Genomic DNA, 19,060 nt, shown 5'->3' with positions numbered 1-19,060 from the left:
TTATGACCGTTACCCGCAAAGCCTACCGTGCCGCCATCCTGCACAGCATTGCCGACCCGGCCGAGGTGGGCCTGGAGGCTTCCCATGAATACTACGAAGACGGCCTGCTGGTGGTCGACGATGGCCGCATCAGCGCCGTGGGGCACGCCAGTGAACTGCTGCCGACGCTGGATGCCGGCATCCCGGTCGAGCACTACCAGGACGCGCTGATCACCCCGGGCTTCATCGATACCCACATCCACTTCCCGCAGACCGGCATGATCGGTTCCTACGGCGAGCAGCTGCTGGATTGGCTCAATACCTACACCTTCCCCTGCGAAAAACAGTTCGCCGACAAAGGCCACGCCGACCAGGTGGCGAAGATCTTCCTCAAGGAACTGCTGCGCAACGGCACCACCACTGCGCTGGTATTCGGCAGCGTGCACCCGGAGTCGGTGAATGCCCTGTTCGAAGAGGCTGAACGCCTGGACCTGCGCCTGATCGCCGGCAAGGTGATGATGGACCGCAACGCGCCGGACTACCTGACCGACACCGCCGAATCGGGCTATGCCGAAAGCAAGGCACTGATCGAGCGCTGGCATGGCAAGGGCCGCCTGCATTATGCCGTTACCCCGCGGTTCGCCCCAACCAGCACGCCGGAACAATTGACCCTGGCCGGCCAATTGCTCAAGGAGCACCCGGGCGTGTACATGCACACGCACCTGTCGGAAAACCTTAAGGAAATCGACTGGGTCAAGTCGCTGTTCCCCGAGCAGAAGGGTTATCTGGACGTCTACGATCACTTCGAGCTACTGGGCGAGCGCTCGGTGTTTGCCCACGGCGTGCACCTGTGCGACGAAGAGTGCCAACGCCTGGCCGAAACCGGCTCGGCCGTGGCCTTCTGCCCCACCTCCAACCTGTTCCTCGGCAGCGGCCTGTTCAACCTGCCCCAGGCCGAGCGGTTCGGGGTCAACGTGGGCTTGGGTACCGACGTTGGCGCCGGCACCAGTTTCTCTCTGCTGAACACCCTGAACGAGGCATACAAGGTGATGCAGCTGCAAGGCGCGCGCCTGCATCCGTACAAATCGCTGTACCTGGCCACCCTCGGCGGCGCCCGCGCGCTACGCCTGGACGACCGTATCGGTAGCCTGCGCCCGGGCAATGATGCCGACTTCGTGGTGCTGGACTACAAGGCCACGCCACTGCTGGACTACCGCATCCAGCAGTCCAACAGCATCGAAGAAACCTTGTTCGTGCTCACCACCCTGGGCGATGACCGTACCGTACGTGAAACCTACGCCGCCGGGCGCTGCGTGCACCAGCGTTAAGGTTCTTTCGCCAGGCCCCGATACAGCGCGCCGCCGATAGCAGCACCGATCAGCGGCGCCACCCAGAACAGCCACAGCTGCTGCAGGGCCCAGCCACCGACGAACAAGGCCGGCCCCGTGCTTCGCGCGGGGTTGACCGAGGTATTGGTCACCGGGATCGAGATCAGGTGGATCAGGGTCAGGGCCAGGCCGATGGCGATGGGTGCAAAACCTGCCGGTGCGCGGGCGTCGGTCGCCCCCATGATGACCACCAGGAACATCGCCGTCATCACCACTTCACTGACAAAGCCCGCACCCAGCGTATAGCCACCGGGCGAGTGGTCGGCGTAGCCGTTTGAAGCCAACCCCGCAGACAGCTCGAAACCGGCCTTGCCGCTGGCGATGAGGTAGATCACACCGGCCGCCAGGATGGCACCGATCACCTGGGCGATCACATAAGGCAGCAGCTCTTTTGCCGGGAAGCGCCCGCCCACCACCAGCCCGAACGACACGGCAGGGTTTAGATGGCAACCAGAAATATGGCCGATGGCGAAGGCCATGGTCAGTACGGTGAGGCCGAAGGCGAAGGCGACACCGAGCACACCGATGCCGAGAGGGGAACTGGCTGCGAGTACCGCACTGCCACAGCCACCAAGGACCAGCCAGAAGGTGCCGATCAGTTCGGCCCCCATGCGTTTACCCAGGGACATGCTCATGAATCCATTCCTCAAGAAGTTGAACGCAACGAATGCGCAAGCCCAACTGCTTGATGAAGGTTTGCTCACAAGAATTTAGCAGACCTTTGGGTTATGGCCAGTAGTGGCTGGAAGGGCTGCCTTGCAGCCCCTCGATCACGCAGGCAAACGATCAACCCTTGACGGAAACCTTGGGTTTTTTCAACAGATGCGAGAACACGGCATGCAAATCGTCCGAGGCGCTCTCCTCGTCCAGGTTCAGCTTGCTGTCGATGTGGTCCATGTGATGCATCATCAGGCTCACCGCCTGCTCGGCATCGCGTGCCTCGATGGCATCGATGAGCTGCATGTGTTCATCGTAAGAGCAGTGGGAGCGGTTGCCGCTTTCGTACTGGGCAATGATCAGCGAAGTCTGCGAGACCAGGCTGCGCTGGAAACTCACCAGCGGTGCATTGCCCGCCGCTTCGGCCAGCTTGAGGTGGAACTCACCGGAAAGGCGGATACCGGCACCCCGGTCACCGCGCGAGAAGCTGTCGCGCTCTTCGCGCACCATCTGCCGCAGCTCGTTGAGCTGCTCGGGGGTGGCATGCTGCACCGCCAGCTCGGTGATGGCGCGTTCGACCATGCGCCGCGAGAAGAACACCTGGCGCGCCTCTTCGACGGTCGGGCTGGCCACCACCGCGCCGCGGTTCGGCCGCAGCAGCACCACGCTTTCGTGGGCCAGGCGCGACAAGGCGCGGCGGATGATGGTGCGGCTGACGCCAAAGATCTCGCCCAGCGCTTCCTCGCTCAACTTGGTGCCCGGAGCCAGACGCTGCTCGAGGATCGCCTCGAAAATATGCGCGTAGACGATGTCGTCCTGGGTACCGCTGCGGCCGGCCTTGCCGACTCGTGCAGGTTTCTTCAGAGGTTGCAGCTGTTCGTTCATGGGCTCTCGAGGCACGAAGAGAAAGTATGGCGCCATTGTACACAGGCTGAGGCGATTCCGCAGGGGGCGTTTTACCTATATAGCCGTTGTACGACACATTGCGCATACAAAACATAAAACATTATTTGCTTTATTTGTACACAAAAGCATAATCCACCGAGCAACTTCTTGACCCATAAGTCAACAAACGGTCAGACGTCTGCCTTCCCGCGGAGCCGCCAAGTGCATCGCTCAGGAAACTGGCTCCATAACAACAAGAACGACTTGAGGAGTACTCGCTGTGGAAAGCCGCAAATCCGAAGCCCCTACGCTGGATCTTGCCCCACCGCTCGAAACGAGCTGGCTGGAGCGGATTTTCAAACTCAAGCAACACGGCAGCACCGTCAGAACCGAAATGATCGCTGGGGTGACCACCTTCATCACCATGGCCTACATCATCTTCGTCAACCCCAACATCATGGCCGACGCCGGCATCGACCATGGTGCCGCTTTCGTCGCCACCTGCATCGCCGCCGCGCTGGGCTGCCTGCTGATGGGCCTGTACGCCAACTGGCCGGTGGGCCTGGCGCCAGGCATGGGGCTCAATGCCTTCTTTACCTACACCGTGGTCGGCACCATGGGCTACAACTGGGAAACGGCGCTGGGGGCGGTATTCGTCTCGGGCGTGTTGTTCATGTTCCTGACCTTGTCGAAAGTGCGCGAATGGCTGCTCAACAGCATTCCGGTCAGCCTGCGCCATGCCATGGGGGCCGGCGTCGGATTGTTTCTCGGGCTGATCGGCCTGAAGACTGCAGGCATCATCGTCGACAGCCCCGCCACCCTGATCAAGCTGGGCTCGCTGCATGAGCCGGGGCCGCTGCTGGCGGCCGTGTGCTTCCTGCTGATCGCCATCCTCAGCTACAAGCGGGTATTCGGCGCGATCCTGATCAGCATCATTGGCGTCACCCTGGCCGGCTGGGGCCTGGGCCTGGTCAAATTTGGCGGGGTGATGTCGATGCCGCCGAGCCTGGCGCCCACCTGGATGGCCATGGACGTGGCTGGCGTGTTCAACGTCAGCATGATCAGCGTGGTGCTGGCGTTCCTCTTCGTGCACATGTTCGACACTGCCGGCACCCTGATGGGCGTCGCGCAACGGGCCAACCTGGTGGCGCCGGACGGGCGGATCGAGAACCTGTCGAAGGCGTTGAAGGCTGACAGTGCCTCGAGTGTGTTCGGCGCGGTGGTCGGTGTACCGCCGGTGACCAGCTATGTGGAGAGTGCTGCGGGGGTTGCCGCAGGTGGCCGAACTGGCCTGACGGCTGTGGTGGTAGGCCTGCTGTTCATCGCCGCGATGTTCTTCGCGCCGCTGGCCGGGATGATTCCGGCCTATGCGACAGCAGGTGCACTGATCTATGTTGCAATGCTGATGATGGGCAGCATGGCGCATATCCATTGGGATGAGGCCACCGACAGCATTCCGGCGATCGTCACGGTGATCATGATGCCGCTGACGTTCTCGGTCGCCGATGGTATTGCCCTGGGCTTCATCAGCTATGTGGCATTGAAGGCGGGTACCGGCAAATACAAGGAAATCTCGGCCAGCCTGTGGGTGCTGTGCGCGATCTTCATTGCCAAGTTCGTGTTCCTCTGACCGAGGGCGCTTCTACCCCGGGGGTGGACAGTTGGATACAGCCCGTCGTAGGAGCGGGTTCACCCGCGAAGAGGCCGGCCCTGCTGGCCAATCTCCACCCGCCGTTCACCGTTGCTGCCGCCACCGTATTCGCGGGTAAACCCGCTCCTACCACGGGGTGGACAGTTGGACACAGCCCGCCGTAGGAGCGGGTTCACCCGCGAAGAGGCCGGCACAGGCCACACAAAAACAGCAGACGAAAAAAAGCCCGCCAGTGTGAGAGCGGGCCAAAGGACCTACGAAGATTCTTCTAGCGACCAACTAGCTTCCACGATAGGTCGAATAGCTGTACGGCGAAATCAGCAGCGGCACATGGTAGTGCTCCTGCGACTCGTCGATGCCAAAGCGCAGCACGACAACATCCAGAAACGCCTGGGCCGGCAATTGCACGCCACGGGCGCGGTAGTAATCCCCAGCGCTGAACTGCAACTGGTAAACGCCAGTGCGGTAATCGTCCCCCTGCAGCAGCGGCGCGTCGACGCGGCCATCGCTGTTGGTCAGGGCGGTGTTCACCAGCTCCAGTTGCTGGCCTTCGACGCGGTACAGCTCGACCTTGATCGAGCTACCCGGGCAGCCATGCGCGGCATCCAGTACGTGTGTGGTCAAACGTCCCATTGCGTGTCGCCTCTTGTTCAATCTGTGGGCAAAAAATACTCAGCCATCGCACCAGCTTAGCGCCTGCGGCAGGCGGGAATGACGTTATTAAGACATTCCATCCAAGGATTGTACACAATTTTTTGATCCCCTCTGTCACACCCTCCATTTGCTGCCCATAAACGACCCATCGGTCGCAAATACACGCACCATAACGATGCCAACCTCATTAGCTGACCAAACAGGCAGGTTTCTTGCACTGTATTTCCAGGTCGCTGCGAGGCGACAAAAGGGAAGAAATGCGGAAAAACAGGCTTACAAAAGATTTCAGAAGTTGTATACAATCAGCCCATCCGGTGGTGCGACATACCGACGCGGCCCGCCCACCCCCCGCACTAACGCACAAGAAGGAAGACTGCAGTGAGCGCTGATTACCCTCGCGACCTGATCGGTTACGGCAACAACCCTCCTCACCCGCAATGGCCGGGCAACGCCCGCATCGCGCTGTCTTTCGTCCTCAATTACGAGGAAGGTGGCGAACGCAACATCCTGCACGGTGACAAGGAATCCGAAGCCTTCCTGTCCGAGATGGTCGCTGCCCAACCCCTGCAGGGCCAGCGCAACATGAGCATGGAGTCGCTGTATGAATACGGCAGCCGTGCCGGTGTATGGCGCCTGCTGAAGCTGTTCAAGGACAGCGGCGTGCCACTCACCATCTTCGCCGTGGCCATGGCCGCCCAGCGCCACCCCGACGTGATCCGCGCCATGGTCGAAGCCGGCCACGAGATCTGCAGCCATGGCTACCGCTGGATCGACTACCAGAACATGGACGAGGCCCAGGAGCGCGAGCACATGCTCGAAGCCATCCGTATCCTCACCGAACTCACCGGCGAGCGCCCGCTGGGCTGGTACACCGGCCGTACCGGCCCGAACACCCGCCGCCTGGTGATGGAGGAAGGTGGTTTCCTCTATGACAGCGACACCTACGACGACGACCTGCCCTACTGGGAGCCGAACAACCCCACCGGCAAGCCGCACCTGGTGATCCCCTACACCCTGGACACCAACGACATGCGCTTCACCCAGGTACAGGGCTTCAACTGCGGCGAGCAGTTCTTCCAGTACCTGAAAGACGCCTTTGATGTGCTGTACGCCGAAGGCGCCGAAGCACCGAAAATGCTTTCCATCGGCCTGCACTGCCGCCTGGTCGGCCGCCCGGCACGCCTGGCTGCACTCAAGCGCTTCGTCGATTACGCAAAAAGTCATGACCAGGTCTGGTTCGCCCGTCGCGTGGATATCGCCCGCCACTGGCACGCCACCCACCCGTACAAGAATGAGAACGCCTGATGACCGCCTTCAATACCCTCAAACCATCCACCCTGGACCGTGACGCCTTCGTCAAGGCCTTCGCCGACATCTACGAGCACTCGCCGTGGGTTGCCGAAAAAGCCTACGACCTGGGCCAACTGGGCGAGCTGGACGAGATCGAGGCGCTGCACCAGCGCATGAGCGACATCCTGCTCAGCGCCAACCACGCTGACCAGCTCGCGCTGATCAATGCTCACCCGGACCTGGCAGGCAAGGCCGCCATCCAGGGCGAACTGACCGAATCGAGCACCAACGAACAGGCCGGTGCCGGTATCCACCAGTGCACCGCCGAAGAGTTCGCCCGGTTCACCGAACTGAACGATGCCTACAAGGCCAAGTTCCAGTTCCCGTTCATCATGGCGGTGAAGGGCAGTAACCGGCACCAGATTCTCGCCGCCTTTGAAAAACGCATCCACAACGATGCCGATGCCGAATTCAAGGAAGCCCTGGCGCAGATCAACCTGATCGCCCTGTTCCGCCTGCTGCAGCTGTAAGCAACAGCCGAACCTTATTCAGAAAACGAACAATAGAAGAGATAACCGCATGCGCACCCTGATGATCGAGCCCTTGACCAAAGAAGCCTTCGCCCAGTTCGGAGACGTGATCGAAACCGACGGCAGCGACCACTTCATGATCAACAACGGCTCGACCATGCGCTTTCACAAGCTCGCCACGGTCGAAACCGCCGAGCCTGAAGACAAGGCGATCATCAGCATCTTCCGCGCCGACGCGCAGGACATGCCGCTGACCGTGCGCATGCTGGAACGCCATCCGCTGGGCAGCCAGGCTTTCATCCCGCTGCTCGGCAACCCCTTTCTGATCGTGGTCGCGCCCGTTGGCGATGCACCTGTATCAGGCTTGGTCCGAGCCTTCCGCAGTAATGGCAGGCAGGGCGTTAATTACCATCGCGGCGTCTGGCACCACCCGGTGCTGACGATCGAAAAGCGGGATGATTTCCTGGTGGTTGATCGCAGTGGTTCTGGCAACAACTGCGATGAGCATTACTTCACCGAGGAACAGATGCTGATCCTCAATCCCCACCAATAAGAAAAGGTCAGTCATCTTCTCGGTGACTGGCAGAGGTACATACTGTGGAAGCACACCTTCACGAATGGCTGAACCTGAGCATTCGCTGGGTTCACATGATCACCGGCGTCGCCTGGATCGGTGCATCGTTCTACTTCGTCTGGCTGGAGAACCACCTGAACCGAAGCAACCCGCGCGATGGGTTGTCGGGTGATCTCTGGGCGATTCACGGCGGTGGTATCTACCACCTGGAGAAATACAAGCTCGCCCCCCCGAAAATGCCCGAGAACCTGCACTGGTTCAAATGGGAAGCCTACTTCACCTGGATGTCCGGTATCGCCCTGCTGTGCGTGGTGTTCTACTGGAACCCGACCCTGTACCTGCTGGCACCTGGCAGCACCCTGAGCGGTGCCGAAGGCGTGGCCATCGGTATCGGCTCGCTGATCGCGGGATGGTTCATCTACGACTTCCTGTGCGACTCGCCCCTGGGCAAGAAGCCAGCGCTGCTCGGTGCTGTGCTGTTCGTGCTGATCATCGCTGCCTGCTGGGGCTTCAGCCTGGTGTTCAGCGGCCGTGGCGCCTACCTGCACACCGGCGCGATCATCGGCACCATCATGGTCGGTAACGTGTTCCGCATCATCATGCCGGCCCAACGCCAGCTGGTGGCGGCGATCGAGAACAACCAGACGCCCGACCCGGTACTGCCGGCCAAGGGCCTGCTGCGCTCGCGTCACAACAACTACTTCACCCTGCCGGTGCTGTTCATCATGATCAGCAACCATTTCCCGAGCACCTACGGTAGCCAGTACAACTGGCTGATCCTGGCCGGTATCGCAGTAGCCGCGGTTCTGATCCGCCACTACTTCAACACCCGCCACGACAGCAACAAGTACGCCTGGACCCTGCCCGTCGGCGCTCTGGCGATGATCTGCCTGGCTTACGTTACCGGCCCGAAACCGATTGCCGTAAGCCCTGAGCAAGCCGCAGCGAAGATCGAGTACCAACCGCTGCCGGCAACTGCGGTAGGCGGCAAGACGGCTGCCGAGCAGCGTGCCGAGGACGCCGCCAAGGCTGCCGAAGCACCCGCCGCACCTGCGCAAGCACCGGCCCAGGCCGCTGCCCAGGCCGGAGGTGGCGAATTCGACAAGATCCACAATGTCATCCAGGAACGCTGCACTGTGTGCCACTCGTCCAAGCCGACCAGCCCACTGTTCAGCACCGCCCCTGCCGGCGTGATGTTCGACACTCCGCAGCAGATCCAGGCCCAGGCCGCGCGCATTCAGGCGCAAGCGGTTGCCAGCCAGATCATGCCGCTGGGCAACATCACCCAGATGACCACCGAAGAGCGCAAGCTCGTCGGCGAATGGATCGCCAAAGGCGCCCAGGTCAACTGACAGCACCTCGCCAGGCAACCCGCCCCCAAGGGAATCACCTTCCCCTGTAGGAGCGGGCTTGCCCGCGAAGAGGCCGATAGCCCCAGCCTCAAGCTCCATGTGTTACGCAACAAGCAAGCATCGAGCGCGCAGGCATGAAGCCTGCCGCTTGGATCCGAGAATAAAAACAAAACTCGAGGTGCTGCATGTCCGAGTCACGCAAGGCGTATATCCCCATTGCGCCGCCGCGCGAACCCTTGCCCCTGTTCCAACTGATCCTGGTTGGCCTGCAACACGTTCTGCTGATGTACGGTGGCGCGATCGCCGTGCCGTTGATCATCGGCCAGGCCGCCGGGTTGTCCCGTGAAGAAGTCGCTTTCCTGATCAACGCCGACCTGCTTGTCGCTGGCGTCGCTACCATCATCCAGTCGTTCGGTATCGGCCCGGTGGGCATCCGCATGCCGGTGATGATGGGTGCCAGTTTCGCTGCCGTCGGCAGCATGGTGGCCATGGCCGGCATGCCCGGCGTGGGCCTGCAGGGGATCTTCGGCGCGACCATCGCTGCCGGGTTCTTCGGCATGCTGATCGCGCCGTTCATGTCCAAGGTTGTCCGCTTCTTCCCACCGCTGGTCACCGGTACGGTGATCACCTCGATTGGCCTGTCGCTGTTCCCGGTGGCTGTCAACTGGGCCGGTGGCGGCCATGAAGCAGAAACGTTCGGCTCGCCGATCTACCTGCTGGTGGCCGGCCTGGTACTGGCCGTGATCCTGCTGATCAACCGCTTCATGCGCGGTTTCTGGGTAAACGTGTCGGTACTGGTGGGCATGGGCCTTGGCTACATCCTGGCCGGCTCCATCGGCATGGTCGACCTGTCGGGCCTGAATGAAGCACCGTGGTTGCAGGTGGTCACCCCACTGCACTTCGGCATGCCGACCTTCAGCCTGGCGCCGATCCTGTCCATGTGCCTGGTAGTGGTGATCATCTTCGTCGAGTCCACCGGCATGTTCCTGGCCTTGGGCAAGGTGACTGATCGTGAAGTAACCCCTGGCATGCTGCGTCGCGGCCTGCTGTGCGATGCCGGTGCGTCGTTCATTGCAGGCTTCTTCAACACCTTCACCCACTCCTCGTTCGCCCAGAACATCGGCCTGGTGCAAATGACCGGGGTGCGCTGCCGCTATGTCACCATCGTGGCCGGTGCACTGCTGATCCTGCTCAGCCTGCTGCCCAAGGCGGCCTTCCTGATTGCCTCGATCCCGCCCGCAGTACTGGGCGGCGCGTCCATCGCCATGTTCGGCATGGTCACTGCCACCGGGATCAAGATTCTTCAGGAGGCGGACATCGGCGACCGCCGCAACCAGCTGTTGGTTGCCGTGAGCGTCGGCTTCGGGTTGATCCCCGTGGTGCGTCCGGAGTTCTTTGCCCAGATGCCACAGTGGATGGAACCCATCACCCACAGCGGTATCGCCATGGCCACGGTCTGTGCCCTGGTGTTGAACGTATTGTTCAACATCCTTGGCGGTGCCGACCGCGCAATGCACAACGACGTCTGTCACCAGCATTGAGCCAAGGGGGGCGGTGCATGGCCGCCCCTCGTTCACCTCTGCAGTAACCGCTACGCCGTCGACCCGCCGGAATGGGTCGCCCGGGGCGCCTGCGCGCCAAAAAAACGCCAACAAAAACAATAAGTCCGGGAATCACAACATGAAGCGCATCACCACGTCCCTGTTGTTGGGCAGCAGCCTGCTGGCCACCCTACCCTCGCACGCAGGCGAATGGCTGCAATGGCACGGCGAAAGCCTGACCTACCTGTACGGCAAGGACTTCAAGGTCAACCCTGATATCCAGCAGACCATCACCTTCGAGCACGCCAACAAATGGAAGTACGGCGACACCTTCATGTTCGTCGACAAGATCTTCTACAACGGCAAGGCCGACCCCGGCAAAGGTGTGACCACCTACTACGGCGAGTTCAGCCCACGCCTGTCATTGGGCAAGATCTTCGACCGCAAGCTTGCCTTCGGTCCGATCAAGGACGTGCTGCTGGCCATGACCTACGAGCGCGGTGAAGGCGACAACGAGGCCTACCTGATCGGCCCAGGCTTCGACTTGAACATCCCCGGCTTCAACTATTTCACCCTCAATTTCTACGTGCGTAACACCGAAGGCAGCCGCCCCGGTGACAACGTCTGGCAGATTACCCCCGGCTGGTCGTACACCCTCCCCGTAGGCCGGTCAGACATTCTGATCGACGGTTACATGGACTGGGTTACCGACAATGACCAGACCCGCCGTGGCACCTATCACGCCAACCTGCACTTCAACCCGCAGGTCAAATACGACCTGGGCAAGGCGCTGAACCTGGGCGCCAAGCAGCTCTACGTCGGCTTTGAATACAGCTACTGGAAAGACAAGTACGGCATTGACAGCCGCGGCAACCTGGACAGCAACCAGAGCGTCGCCAGTGCGCTGATCAAGGTGCACTTCTAGGAAGTTGACCAAACGCACAAGTTTGAATCACCCCGCTCCAGGACGGAGCACTTGAGGCGCGGCGCGCAAGCCAGTAATCTGCGCGCCCCCTCGATCAGGGCAGAACGGATTCTGCCTGCGTTTACTGACCGCTCAGTCAATGAATTCGGGCGGTTGGCCAACGTGTTGCCAGCCTGAAATACCCTTTTCATCCGTTCAGAACGAAGTCGAGCAGGAAGGTTTTGCCAACCCGGAAAAGTTGGCCCAACCCTTGCCAAACAGCTGTGGCCTATCGAAAAAAGCTGACTCAAAAGACAAAAAAAGCGCCGACACCGAGCGCTGACAACAGATCAATCAAGGGAGCGACACTCGCAATGCGTACTATCAAGAGCCTGATCCTTGCCGGCGGCCTGCTGGCCTGCGGCACCACCTTCGGCGGCGACCTGCTGCAATGGCAGAACAACAGCCTGACCTACCTATGGGGCAAGAACTTCAAGGTCAACCCGGCGATTCAGCAAACCGTCACCTTCGAGCACGCCGATGGCTGGAAGTACGGCGACAACTTCATTTTCGTCGACAAGATCTTCTACCAGGGCCAGAAAGACGCCGGCAACGGCCCGAACACCTACTACGGTGAGATCAGCCCACGCCTGTCGTTCGGCAAGATTTTCGACCAGAAGATCGAGTTTGGCCCGGTCAAGGACGTGCTGCTGGCGATGACCTACGAGTTTGGCGAGGGTGACACCGAGTCTTACCTGATCGGCCCGGGCTTCGACCTGGCCATCCCGGGCTTCGACTACTTCCAGCTGAACTTCTACAACCGCACCACCGACGGCAGCCGCGCCGGCGACAACGTGTGGCAGATCACCCCGGTGTGGTCGTACACCATTCCGGTCGGAGATTCCGACGTGCTGATCGACGGCTTCATGGACTGGGTGGTGGACAACGACGAGAACCGCCGCGGCACCTACCAGGCCAACCTGCACTTCAACCCGCAGATCAAGTACGACCTGGGCAAGGCATTGCACCTGGGTGAGAAACAGCTGTACGTGGGTGTGGAGTATGACTACTGGAAGAACAAGTACGGCATCAAGGACAGCGATGCCTTCACTACCGACCAGAACACCATGAGCTTCCTGGTCAAGGTTCACTTCTGAACTGAGTTAGCGGGGCCGCTTTGCGGCCCATTCGCGGGTAAACCCGCTCCTACAGGGGACGCGCCGGGTGCAAGGCAAACGCGGTACCTGGTAGGGGCGGGTTCACGCGCGAACCGGGGCAAAGCCCCGGCCAGGCGCCTCAATTGGCAGGTCTGAGCGCCCGCCACAACTTCCCCGCAGCACTGACCACCGCCAGCACCATGGCACCGGCCACAACCCCGACCCCAGCGTTGAGCAACGCCCCGGTCAGCGCCCCGCCACGCCCTTCGCTGAACGCCTCGATGGCATGATGCAGCGGCTCGATGCCATGCACCAGGATCCCACCGCCAACCAGGAACATCGCCGCAGTACCAATCACCGACAGGCTTTTCATCATGTACGGCGCTGCCCGCAGGATGCCGTTACCCACTGCCTGAGTCAGCCTGGAGGTTTTGCGGGCCATCCACAGCCCAAGGTCGTCAAGCTTGACGATCCCGCCTACCAACCCATACACACCAATGGTCATCACCACCGCAATGCCCGACAGCACGATGATCTGCTGGGTCAGCGGCGAGTCAGCCACGATACCCAAGGTAATGGCGATGATTTCTGCCGACAGGATGAAGTCGGTACGCACCGCCCCCTTGATCTTGGCTTTTTCAAAAGCCACCAGGTCAACGCTGGAATCGGCAACGGCCTCCTTGCGCGCCTCGTGCTGTGCCTCATCCTCTTCCTTGCTGTGCAAGAACTTGTGCGCCAGCTTCTCGAAACCCTCGAAGCACAGGAACGCGCCACCCAGCATCAACAACGGCGTAACCGCCCAGGGTATGAACGCACTGATCAGCAACGCGGCCGGTACCAGGATCGCCTTGTTGACGAACGACCCCTTGGCCACCGCCCAGACGACCGGAAGTTCACGATCGGCACGCACGCCGGTGACCTGCTGGGCATTCAGCGCCAGGTCGTCACCCAGCACACCCGCTGTCTTTTTCGCCGCGACTTTGGTCATTAGCGAGACGTCATCCAGCAGCGTGGCGATGTCGTCGATCAGTACCAGTAGACTGCTTCCTGCCATGTTTGCTTGTATCCAAATAAGTCAATGTGCCGGATTCTAGCCCAAAGCCGCTGCCTTGAGCGCCCGTCGAGGCCGGTGCTACCATGCCCGATCCCTCTTAGAGGTGGCCAGACACGAGGAAGATCCCTGACCATGAGCACCATTCGCGAGCGCAACAAGGAATTGATCCTGCGCGCGGCCAGCGAGGAATTCGCCGACAAGGGCTTCGCCGCCACCAAGACCAGCGATATCGCGGCCAAGGCCGGCCTGCCCAAGCCGAACGTGTATTACTACTTCAAGTCCAAGGACAATCTCTACCGCGAGGTCCTTGAAAGCATCATCGCGCCGATCATGCAGGCATCCACGCCGTTCAATGCAGACGGCGACCCGAAGGAAGTGCTGAGTGCGTACATTCGTTCGAAGATTCGCATTTCGCGTGATCTGCCCCATGCGTCCAAGGTGTTCGCCAGCGAGATCATGCATGGCGCGCCGCACCTGTCTCCGAACCAGGTCGAGCAGTTGAACGAACAGGCCCGACACAACATCGAGTGCATCCAGCGCTGGATCGACCGCGGGCAGATCGCCCATGTGGACGCGCATCACCTGATGTTCAGCATCTGGGCAGCGACCCAGACCTATGCCGACTTCGACTGGCAGATTTCTGCGGTGACCGGCAAGGCCAAGTTGGCCGACAGTGATTATGACGCGGCGGCCGAGACCATCATTCGTATGGTCTTGAAAGGTTGTGAGCCTGAGGCAGCCTGAACCATCTCGAAGGGCCATTCGCGGGCAAGCCCGCTCCCAGAGGATCCACATGCCTGAAGGTTGTGGAGTCCCTGTAGGAGCGGGCTTGCCCGCGAATGGGCCAGAACAGGCAATAGAGATTTAGGCCGCTACCCCAGCATCTGCCCGCAACCCCACCTCCTCGATCGCACTGATCGCACACTGCTCGTCGATATCCGACGTATCGCCGCTGATCCCCACGGCACCCAGCACCTTGCCGTCCTGATCACGAATCAGCACCCCACCCGGCGCCGGCACCACCGGCCGCTCACCCATCCCGTTCAACGCGGCAAAAAAAGCCGGCCGCTGCTGCGCATCCAGCGCCAGCAAGCGCGAGCCCTTGCCCAGGGCAATCGCACCCCAGGCTTTGCCAGTGGCCACTTCAGGCCGAATCAGGCTCGCGCCATCCTCGCGCTGCAGCGCCAGCAGGTGCCCGCCGGCATCCAGCACCGCCACGGTCAGCGGCGCGGCATTGATCTTGCGACCCGCCACCAGCGCGGCATTCACCAGGCTGACGGCGACTTTCAGGTTAAGAACGTTCATGGAAAGGTCCTCTTCTTGTTGTGAGAAGCCCTAAGGGCAGTTGAAAACCGATCGAACAAATAGAACACAACGAGAGATATTTTTGTATACAATATTTTGAAACGATCGTATGCGATGGCGCAAACCCCCGTTTTCACGGGCGCTCTGACGAAAGCCAGCTTAGCCGATGAAAACCCATTGACCTAAGCCGCCAGGCGTGAATACACTCTGTCGCAAAGAAAGTTGTATACAATTACAAAATCGATGAGGCACAAACCATGAGCAAAATGAGAGCAATCGATGCAGCCGTTCTGGTCATGCGCCGTGAAGGTGTAGATACCGCGTTCGGCATCCCGGGGGCTGCCATCAACCCGTTGTATTCGGCCCTGAAGAAAGTCGGTGGCATCGATCACGTCCTCGCTCGTCACGTCGAAGGTGCCTCGCACATGGCCGAGGGCTACACCCGCGCCAACCCGGGCAACATCGGTGTGTGCATCGGCACTTCCGGCCCTGCCGGCACCGACATGGTCACCGGCCTGTACAGTGCCTCGGCCGACTCCATCCCGATTCTGTGCATCACTGGCCAGGCGCCACGTGCCCGCCTGCACAAGGAAGACTTCCAGGCTGTCGACATCACCAACATCGTCAAGCCAGTAACCAAGTGGGCGACCACCGTTCTGGAGCCAGGCCAGGTGCCTTACGCCTTCCAGAAGGCCTTCTATGAAATGCGTACCGGCCGCCCAGGCCCGGTGCTGATCGACCTGCCGTTCGACGTGCAGATGGCCGAAATCGAATTCGACATCGACGCCTACGAACCGCTGCCCGTGCACAAACCGTCCGCCACACGCGTACAGGCCGAAAAAGCCCTGGCCCTGCTCAATGACGCCGAGCGCCCACTGCTGGTAGCCGGTGGCGGCATCATCAACGCCGACGCCAGCGACAAGCTGGTCGAATTCGCCGAACTGACCGGCGTACCCGTGATCCCGACCCTGATGGGCTGGGGCACCATCCCGGACGACCACGCACAGATGGTCGGCATGGTCGGCCTGCAGACCTCGCACCGCTATGGCAACGCAACCCTGCTGAAATCCGACCTGGTATTCGGTATCGGTAACCGCTGGGCCAACCGCCACACCGGTTCCGTCGATGTCTACACCGAAGGCCGCAAGTTCGTGCACGTCGACATCGAACCGACCCAGATCGGCCGCGTGTTCACCCCGGACCTGGGCATCGTTTCCGATGCTGGCAAGGCACTGGACGTGTTCCTGGAAGTGGCCCGCGAGTGGAAAGCCGCCGGCAAGCTCAAGTGCCGCAAGGCCTGGCTGGAAGAGTGCCAGGAGCGCAAGTCGAGCCTGCAGCGCAAGACCCACTTCGACAACGTGCCGGTCAAGCCGCAGCGCGTCTACGAAGAAATGAACCAGGTGTTCGGCAAAGACACCTGCTACGTCAGCACCATCGGCCTGTCGCAGATTGCCGGCGCGCAGTTCCTGCATGTGTACAAGCCTCGCCACTGGATCAACTGCGGCCAGGCCGGCCCGCTGGGCTGGACCATCCCTGCTGCGCTGGGCGTGGTCAAAGCCGATCCGAAGCGCAAGGTTGTGGCGCTGTCGGGTGACTACGACTTCCAGTTCATGATCGAAGAACTGGCGGTAGGCGCCCAGTTCAACCTGCCGTACGTCCACGTGCTGGTGAACAACGCCTACCTGGGCCTGATCCGCCAGGCGCAGCGTGGCTTCGACATGGATTACTGTGTACAACTGGCGTTCGAGAACATCAACTCGACCGACGCTGCCACCTACGGTGTCGACCACGTCGCTGTGGTCGAAGGACTGGGTTGCAAGGCCATCCGTGTGTTCGAGCCAGCAGAAATCGCCCCTGCCCTGATCAAGGCACAGAAGATGGCCGAAGAGTTCCGCGTGCCGGTGGTGGTTGAAGTGATTCTCGAGCGTGTGACCAACATTTCCATGGGCACCGAGATCAACGCGGTCAACGAATTCGAAGACCTGGCCCTGGTCGGCAACGACGCGCCAACCGCCATCTCGCTGCTGGACTGATCGCCTGACGCCCCCAGGCACGCCTGGGGGCCTTCATCGCAAGGAGACAACTCATGCCTCGCTTCGCTGCCAACCTGTCCATGCTGTTCACCGAACAGGACTTCCTGGCCCGCTTCAAGGCTGCCGCCGATGCTGGTTTCAGCGGCGTCGAATACCTGTTCCCGTACGACTTCAGCGCTGCCGACATCAAGCAGCAGCTGGAGGCCAACGGCCTGACCCAGGTGCTGTTCAACCTGCCGGCCGGCGACTGGGCCAAAGGTGAGCGCGGTATCACCTGCCACCCCGACCGCATCGAAGAGTTCCGTGCCGGTGTCGACAAGGCCATCGAGTACGCCAAGGTGCTGGGCAATACCCAGGTCAACGCCCTGGCCGGCATCCGCCCACAAGGCCCGGACTGCGCCACCGTGCGTAAGACCTTCGTCGAGAACCTGCGCTACGCCGCTGACAAGCTCAAGGGCGCCGGGATCCGCCTGGTCATGGAAATGATCAACACCCGCGACATCCCCGGCTTCTACCTGAACACCACCCAGCAGGCGCTGGAAATCCAGGCCGAAGTGGGCAGCGACAACCTGTTCCTGCAGTACGACATCTACCACATGCAGATCATGGAAGGTGACCTGGCTCGCACCATGGAAGCCAACCTGAAGCTGATCAACCACATCCAGCTGGCCGACAACCCAGGCCGCAATGAACCAGGCACCGGCGAGATCAACTACCGCTTCCTGTTCGAACACCTGGACCGCATTGGCTACCAGGGCTGGGTGGGCGCGGAGTACAAGCCGCTGACCACCACCGAAGCGGGCCTGGGCTGGCTGAAAACCCATAACGCAATCTGAGGAACAACTCGGGACCCTGTGGGAGCGGGCTCGCCCGCGAACACCGGCAAAGCCGGTGCCATCCACCGAGTTGTCTGCTTCGCGGGCGAGCCCGCTCCCACAGGGGGCCAAAGCTTGCTTGAGATATCACAATTACAAAGAGGTAATTTCTCATGGCTAAAATCGGTTTCATCGGCACCGGCATCATGGGCAAGCCCATGGCTCAGAACCTGCAAAAGGCAGGTCACAGCCTGTTCATTTCCACCCACCACGACGCCGCGCCAGCCGACCTGATCGCTGCCGGTGCCGTGGCCCTGGCCAACCCGAAAGAGGTTGCCCAGGAAGCCGAATTCATCATCGTCATGGTCCCCGACACCCCGCAGGTCGAAAGCGTCCTGTTCGGTGAAAACGGCGTGGCCGAAGGCGTTGGTCCGAACAAGGTGGTGATCGACATGAGCTCGATCTCGCCAACCGCCACCAAAGCCTTCGCCGAGAAGATCAAGGCTACCGGTGCCGCCTACCTGGACGCCCCGGTGTCCGGTGGTGAAGTCGGCGCCAAGGCGGCGACCCTGAGCATCATGGTCGGTGGCTGCCCGAACGCCTTCGAGCGCACCCTGCCGCTGTTCGAAGCCATGGGCAAGAACATCACCCGCGTCGGTGGCAACGGTGACGGCCAGACCGCCAAGGTCGCCAACCAGATCATTGTCGCCCTGAACATCCAGGCCGTGGCCGAAGCCCTGCTGTTCGCCGCCAAGAACGGCGCCGACCCTGCCAAGGTGCGCGAAGCACTGATGGGCGGCTTTGCTTCGTCGAAAATCCTCGAAGTGCACGCCGAGCGCATGATCAAGGGCACCTTCGACCCAGGCTTCCGCATCAACCTGCACCAGAAGGACCTGAACCTGGCCCTGCAAGGCGCCAAGGAACTGGGCATCAACCTGCCCAACACTTCCAATGCCCAGCAAGTGTTCAACACCTGCCAGGCCCTGGGCGGCGGCAACTGGGACCACTCGGCGCTGATCAAAGGCCTGGAGCACATGGCCAACTTCTCGATCCGCGGCGACAAGTAAGACCTTACCGGCCTCTTCGCGGGCACGCCCGCTCCCACAGGGATCGCACCACCCTCGAAACCTGTGCAGTACCTGTGGGAGCGGGCAAGCCCGCGAAGAAGCCAACACCGCTGAACCTGCGACCACAGGCTCAGGGGTGACCCCGAGCAACACCCGCCCCTGGTTCGGCCTGCACGGAGGCAGTTCCAGGGGCGTTTTGGATTCTGCAGAACAACAATAATTGG

At 61.1% G+C, this 19,060-nt stretch carries 18 protein-coding genes; 13 read left to right on the top strand and 5 right to left on the bottom strand.

Annotation, left to right across the window (positions count from 1 at the left end; translation table 11 throughout):
* The first annotated feature begins 2 nt into the window (after positions 1-2).
* Positions 3-1,307: a guanine deaminase gene (gene guaD / locus AC3RCM_RS08370; protein ID WP_010955026.1), complete on the top strand. Its 1,305-nt coding sequence runs from the start codon at positions 3-5 to the stop codon at positions 1,305-1,307.
* Here guaD and aqpZ read toward each other — a convergent pair.
* The gene (aqpZ, locus tag AC3RCM_RS08365; RefSeq protein ID WP_014590205.1) at positions 1,304-2,002 is read right to left on the bottom strand and encodes an aquaporin Z; all 699 of its coding nucleotides are present in this window, start codon (positions 2,000-2,002) and stop codon (positions 1,304-1,306) included. The genes guaD and aqpZ overlap by 4 nt on opposite strands.
* 151 nt (positions 2,003-2,153) lie before the next feature.
* The gene (locus AC3RCM_RS08360) at positions 2,154-2,909 is read right to left on the bottom strand and encodes a GntR family transcriptional regulator (RefSeq protein ID WP_014590204.1); all 756 of its coding nucleotides are present in this window, start codon (positions 2,907-2,909) and stop codon (positions 2,154-2,156) included.
* Positions 2,910-3,189: 280 nt separating this feature from the next.
* Here AC3RCM_RS08360 and AC3RCM_RS08355 point away from each other — a divergent pair, with 280 nt between their 5' ends.
* Positions 3,190-4,539, top strand: coding sequence for an NCS2 family permease (locus tag AC3RCM_RS08355; protein WP_013973528.1), 1,350 nt, complete (start codon positions 3,190-3,192; stop codon positions 4,537-4,539).
* Positions 4,540-4,839: 300 nt separating this feature from the next.
* Here the strand turns inward: AC3RCM_RS08355 and uraH are convergent, their stop codons facing one another.
* Positions 4,840-5,193: a hydroxyisourate hydrolase gene (gene uraH, locus AC3RCM_RS08350; protein WP_003254328.1), complete on the bottom strand. Its 354-nt coding sequence runs from the start codon at positions 5,191-5,193 to the stop codon at positions 4,840-4,842.
* Positions 5,194-5,592: 399 nt separating this feature from the next.
* Between uraH and puuE the strand changes: the two genes are divergently transcribed.
* The 7 genes from puuE (at position 5,593) to AC3RCM_RS08315 (ending at position 12,562) form a co-directional block, all read left to right on the top strand.
* Positions 5,593-6,519: an allantoinase PuuE gene (gene puuE, locus AC3RCM_RS08345; protein ID WP_020193280.1), complete on the top strand. Its 927-nt coding sequence runs from the start codon at positions 5,593-5,595 to the stop codon at positions 6,517-6,519.
* Positions 6,519-7,034, top strand: a complete 516-nt coding sequence (gene uraD / locus AC3RCM_RS08340) for a 2-oxo-4-hydroxy-4-carboxy-5-ureidoimidazoline decarboxylase (RefSeq protein WP_010955031.1) — start codon at positions 6,519-6,521, stop codon at positions 7,032-7,034. Before puuE ends, uraD begins: the two co-directional genes overlap by 1 nt.
* Before the next feature lie 49 nt (positions 7,035-7,083).
* Entirely contained in the window at positions 7,084-7,587 is a 504-nt protein-coding gene (locus AC3RCM_RS08335) for an ureidoglycolate lyase (RefSeq protein ID WP_003254333.1), read from the top strand.
* 44 nt (positions 7,588-7,631) lie between these two features.
* Positions 7,632-8,960 (top strand): urate hydroxylase PuuD, encoded by a 1,329-nt coding sequence (locus tag AC3RCM_RS08330; RefSeq protein ID WP_064493249.1) that lies wholly within the window; start codon positions 7,632-7,634, stop codon positions 8,958-8,960.
* Positions 8,961-9,145: 185 nt separating this feature from the next.
* Entirely contained in the window at positions 9,146-10,501 is a 1,356-nt protein-coding gene (locus tag AC3RCM_RS08325; protein WP_010955033.1) for a nucleobase:cation symporter-2 family protein, read from the top strand.
* A 139-nt stretch (positions 10,502-10,640) separates the two neighbouring features.
* Positions 10,641-11,426, top strand: a complete 786-nt coding sequence (locus AC3RCM_RS08320) for an outer membrane protein OmpK (protein ID WP_003254337.1) — start codon at positions 10,641-10,643, stop codon at positions 11,424-11,426.
* 353 nt (positions 11,427-11,779) lie between these two features.
* Positions 11,780-12,562 carry an outer membrane protein OmpK gene (locus tag AC3RCM_RS08315; RefSeq protein WP_003254339.1) on the top strand — a complete coding sequence of 261 codons (783 nt, stop codon included), beginning with the start codon at positions 11,780-11,782 and terminating at the stop codon, positions 12,560-12,562.
* A 139-nt stretch (positions 12,563-12,701) separates the two neighbouring features.
* Here AC3RCM_RS08315 and AC3RCM_RS08310 read toward each other — a convergent pair whose 3' ends face one another.
* Positions 12,702-13,616 (bottom strand): DUF808 domain-containing protein, encoded by a 915-nt coding sequence (locus tag AC3RCM_RS08310; protein WP_492629502.1) that lies wholly within the window; start codon positions 13,614-13,616, stop codon positions 12,702-12,704.
* A 132-nt stretch (positions 13,617-13,748) separates the two neighbouring features.
* Between AC3RCM_RS08310 and AC3RCM_RS08305 the strand changes: the two genes are divergently transcribed.
* Complete coding sequence (locus tag AC3RCM_RS08305) at positions 13,749-14,360, top strand: TetR/AcrR family transcriptional regulator (RefSeq protein WP_010955036.1); 612 nt, start codon at positions 13,749-13,751, stop codon at positions 14,358-14,360.
* Positions 14,361-14,480: 120 nt separating this feature from the next.
* Here the strand turns inward: AC3RCM_RS08305 and AC3RCM_RS08300 are convergent, their stop codons facing one another.
* Positions 14,481-14,921, bottom strand: a complete 441-nt coding sequence (locus AC3RCM_RS08300; protein WP_010955037.1) for a GlcG/HbpS family heme-binding protein — start codon at positions 14,919-14,921, stop codon at positions 14,481-14,483.
* 257 nt (positions 14,922-15,178) lie between these two features.
* On the opposite strand from AC3RCM_RS08300, the gene gcl reads away from it, so the two are divergent.
* From gcl to AC3RCM_RS08285, 3 genes are all read left to right on the top strand, one after another.
* On the top strand, positions 15,179-16,954 hold the full coding sequence (gene gcl / locus AC3RCM_RS08295; protein ID WP_010955038.1) for a glyoxylate carboligase: 1,776 nt from the start codon (positions 15,179-15,181) through the stop codon (positions 16,952-16,954).
* A gap of 53 nt (positions 16,955-17,007) precedes the next feature.
* Entirely contained in the window at positions 17,008-17,790 is a 783-nt protein-coding gene (hyi, locus tag AC3RCM_RS08290; RefSeq protein WP_010955039.1) for a hydroxypyruvate isomerase, read from the top strand.
* 152 nt (positions 17,791-17,942) lie between these two features.
* Positions 17,943-18,836 carry a 2-hydroxy-3-oxopropionate reductase gene (locus AC3RCM_RS08285; RefSeq protein WP_064493251.1) on the top strand — a complete coding sequence of 298 codons (894 nt, stop codon included), beginning with the start codon at positions 17,943-17,945 and terminating at the stop codon, positions 18,834-18,836.
* Positions 18,837-19,060: the final 224 nt, after the last annotated feature.

Source organism: Pseudomonas sp. GW823-FHT05G12, from assembly GCF_058795575.1.
The sequence above is the reverse complement of the archived record's forward strand: the minus strand, read 5'-3'. Positions and strand labels throughout refer to the sequence as shown.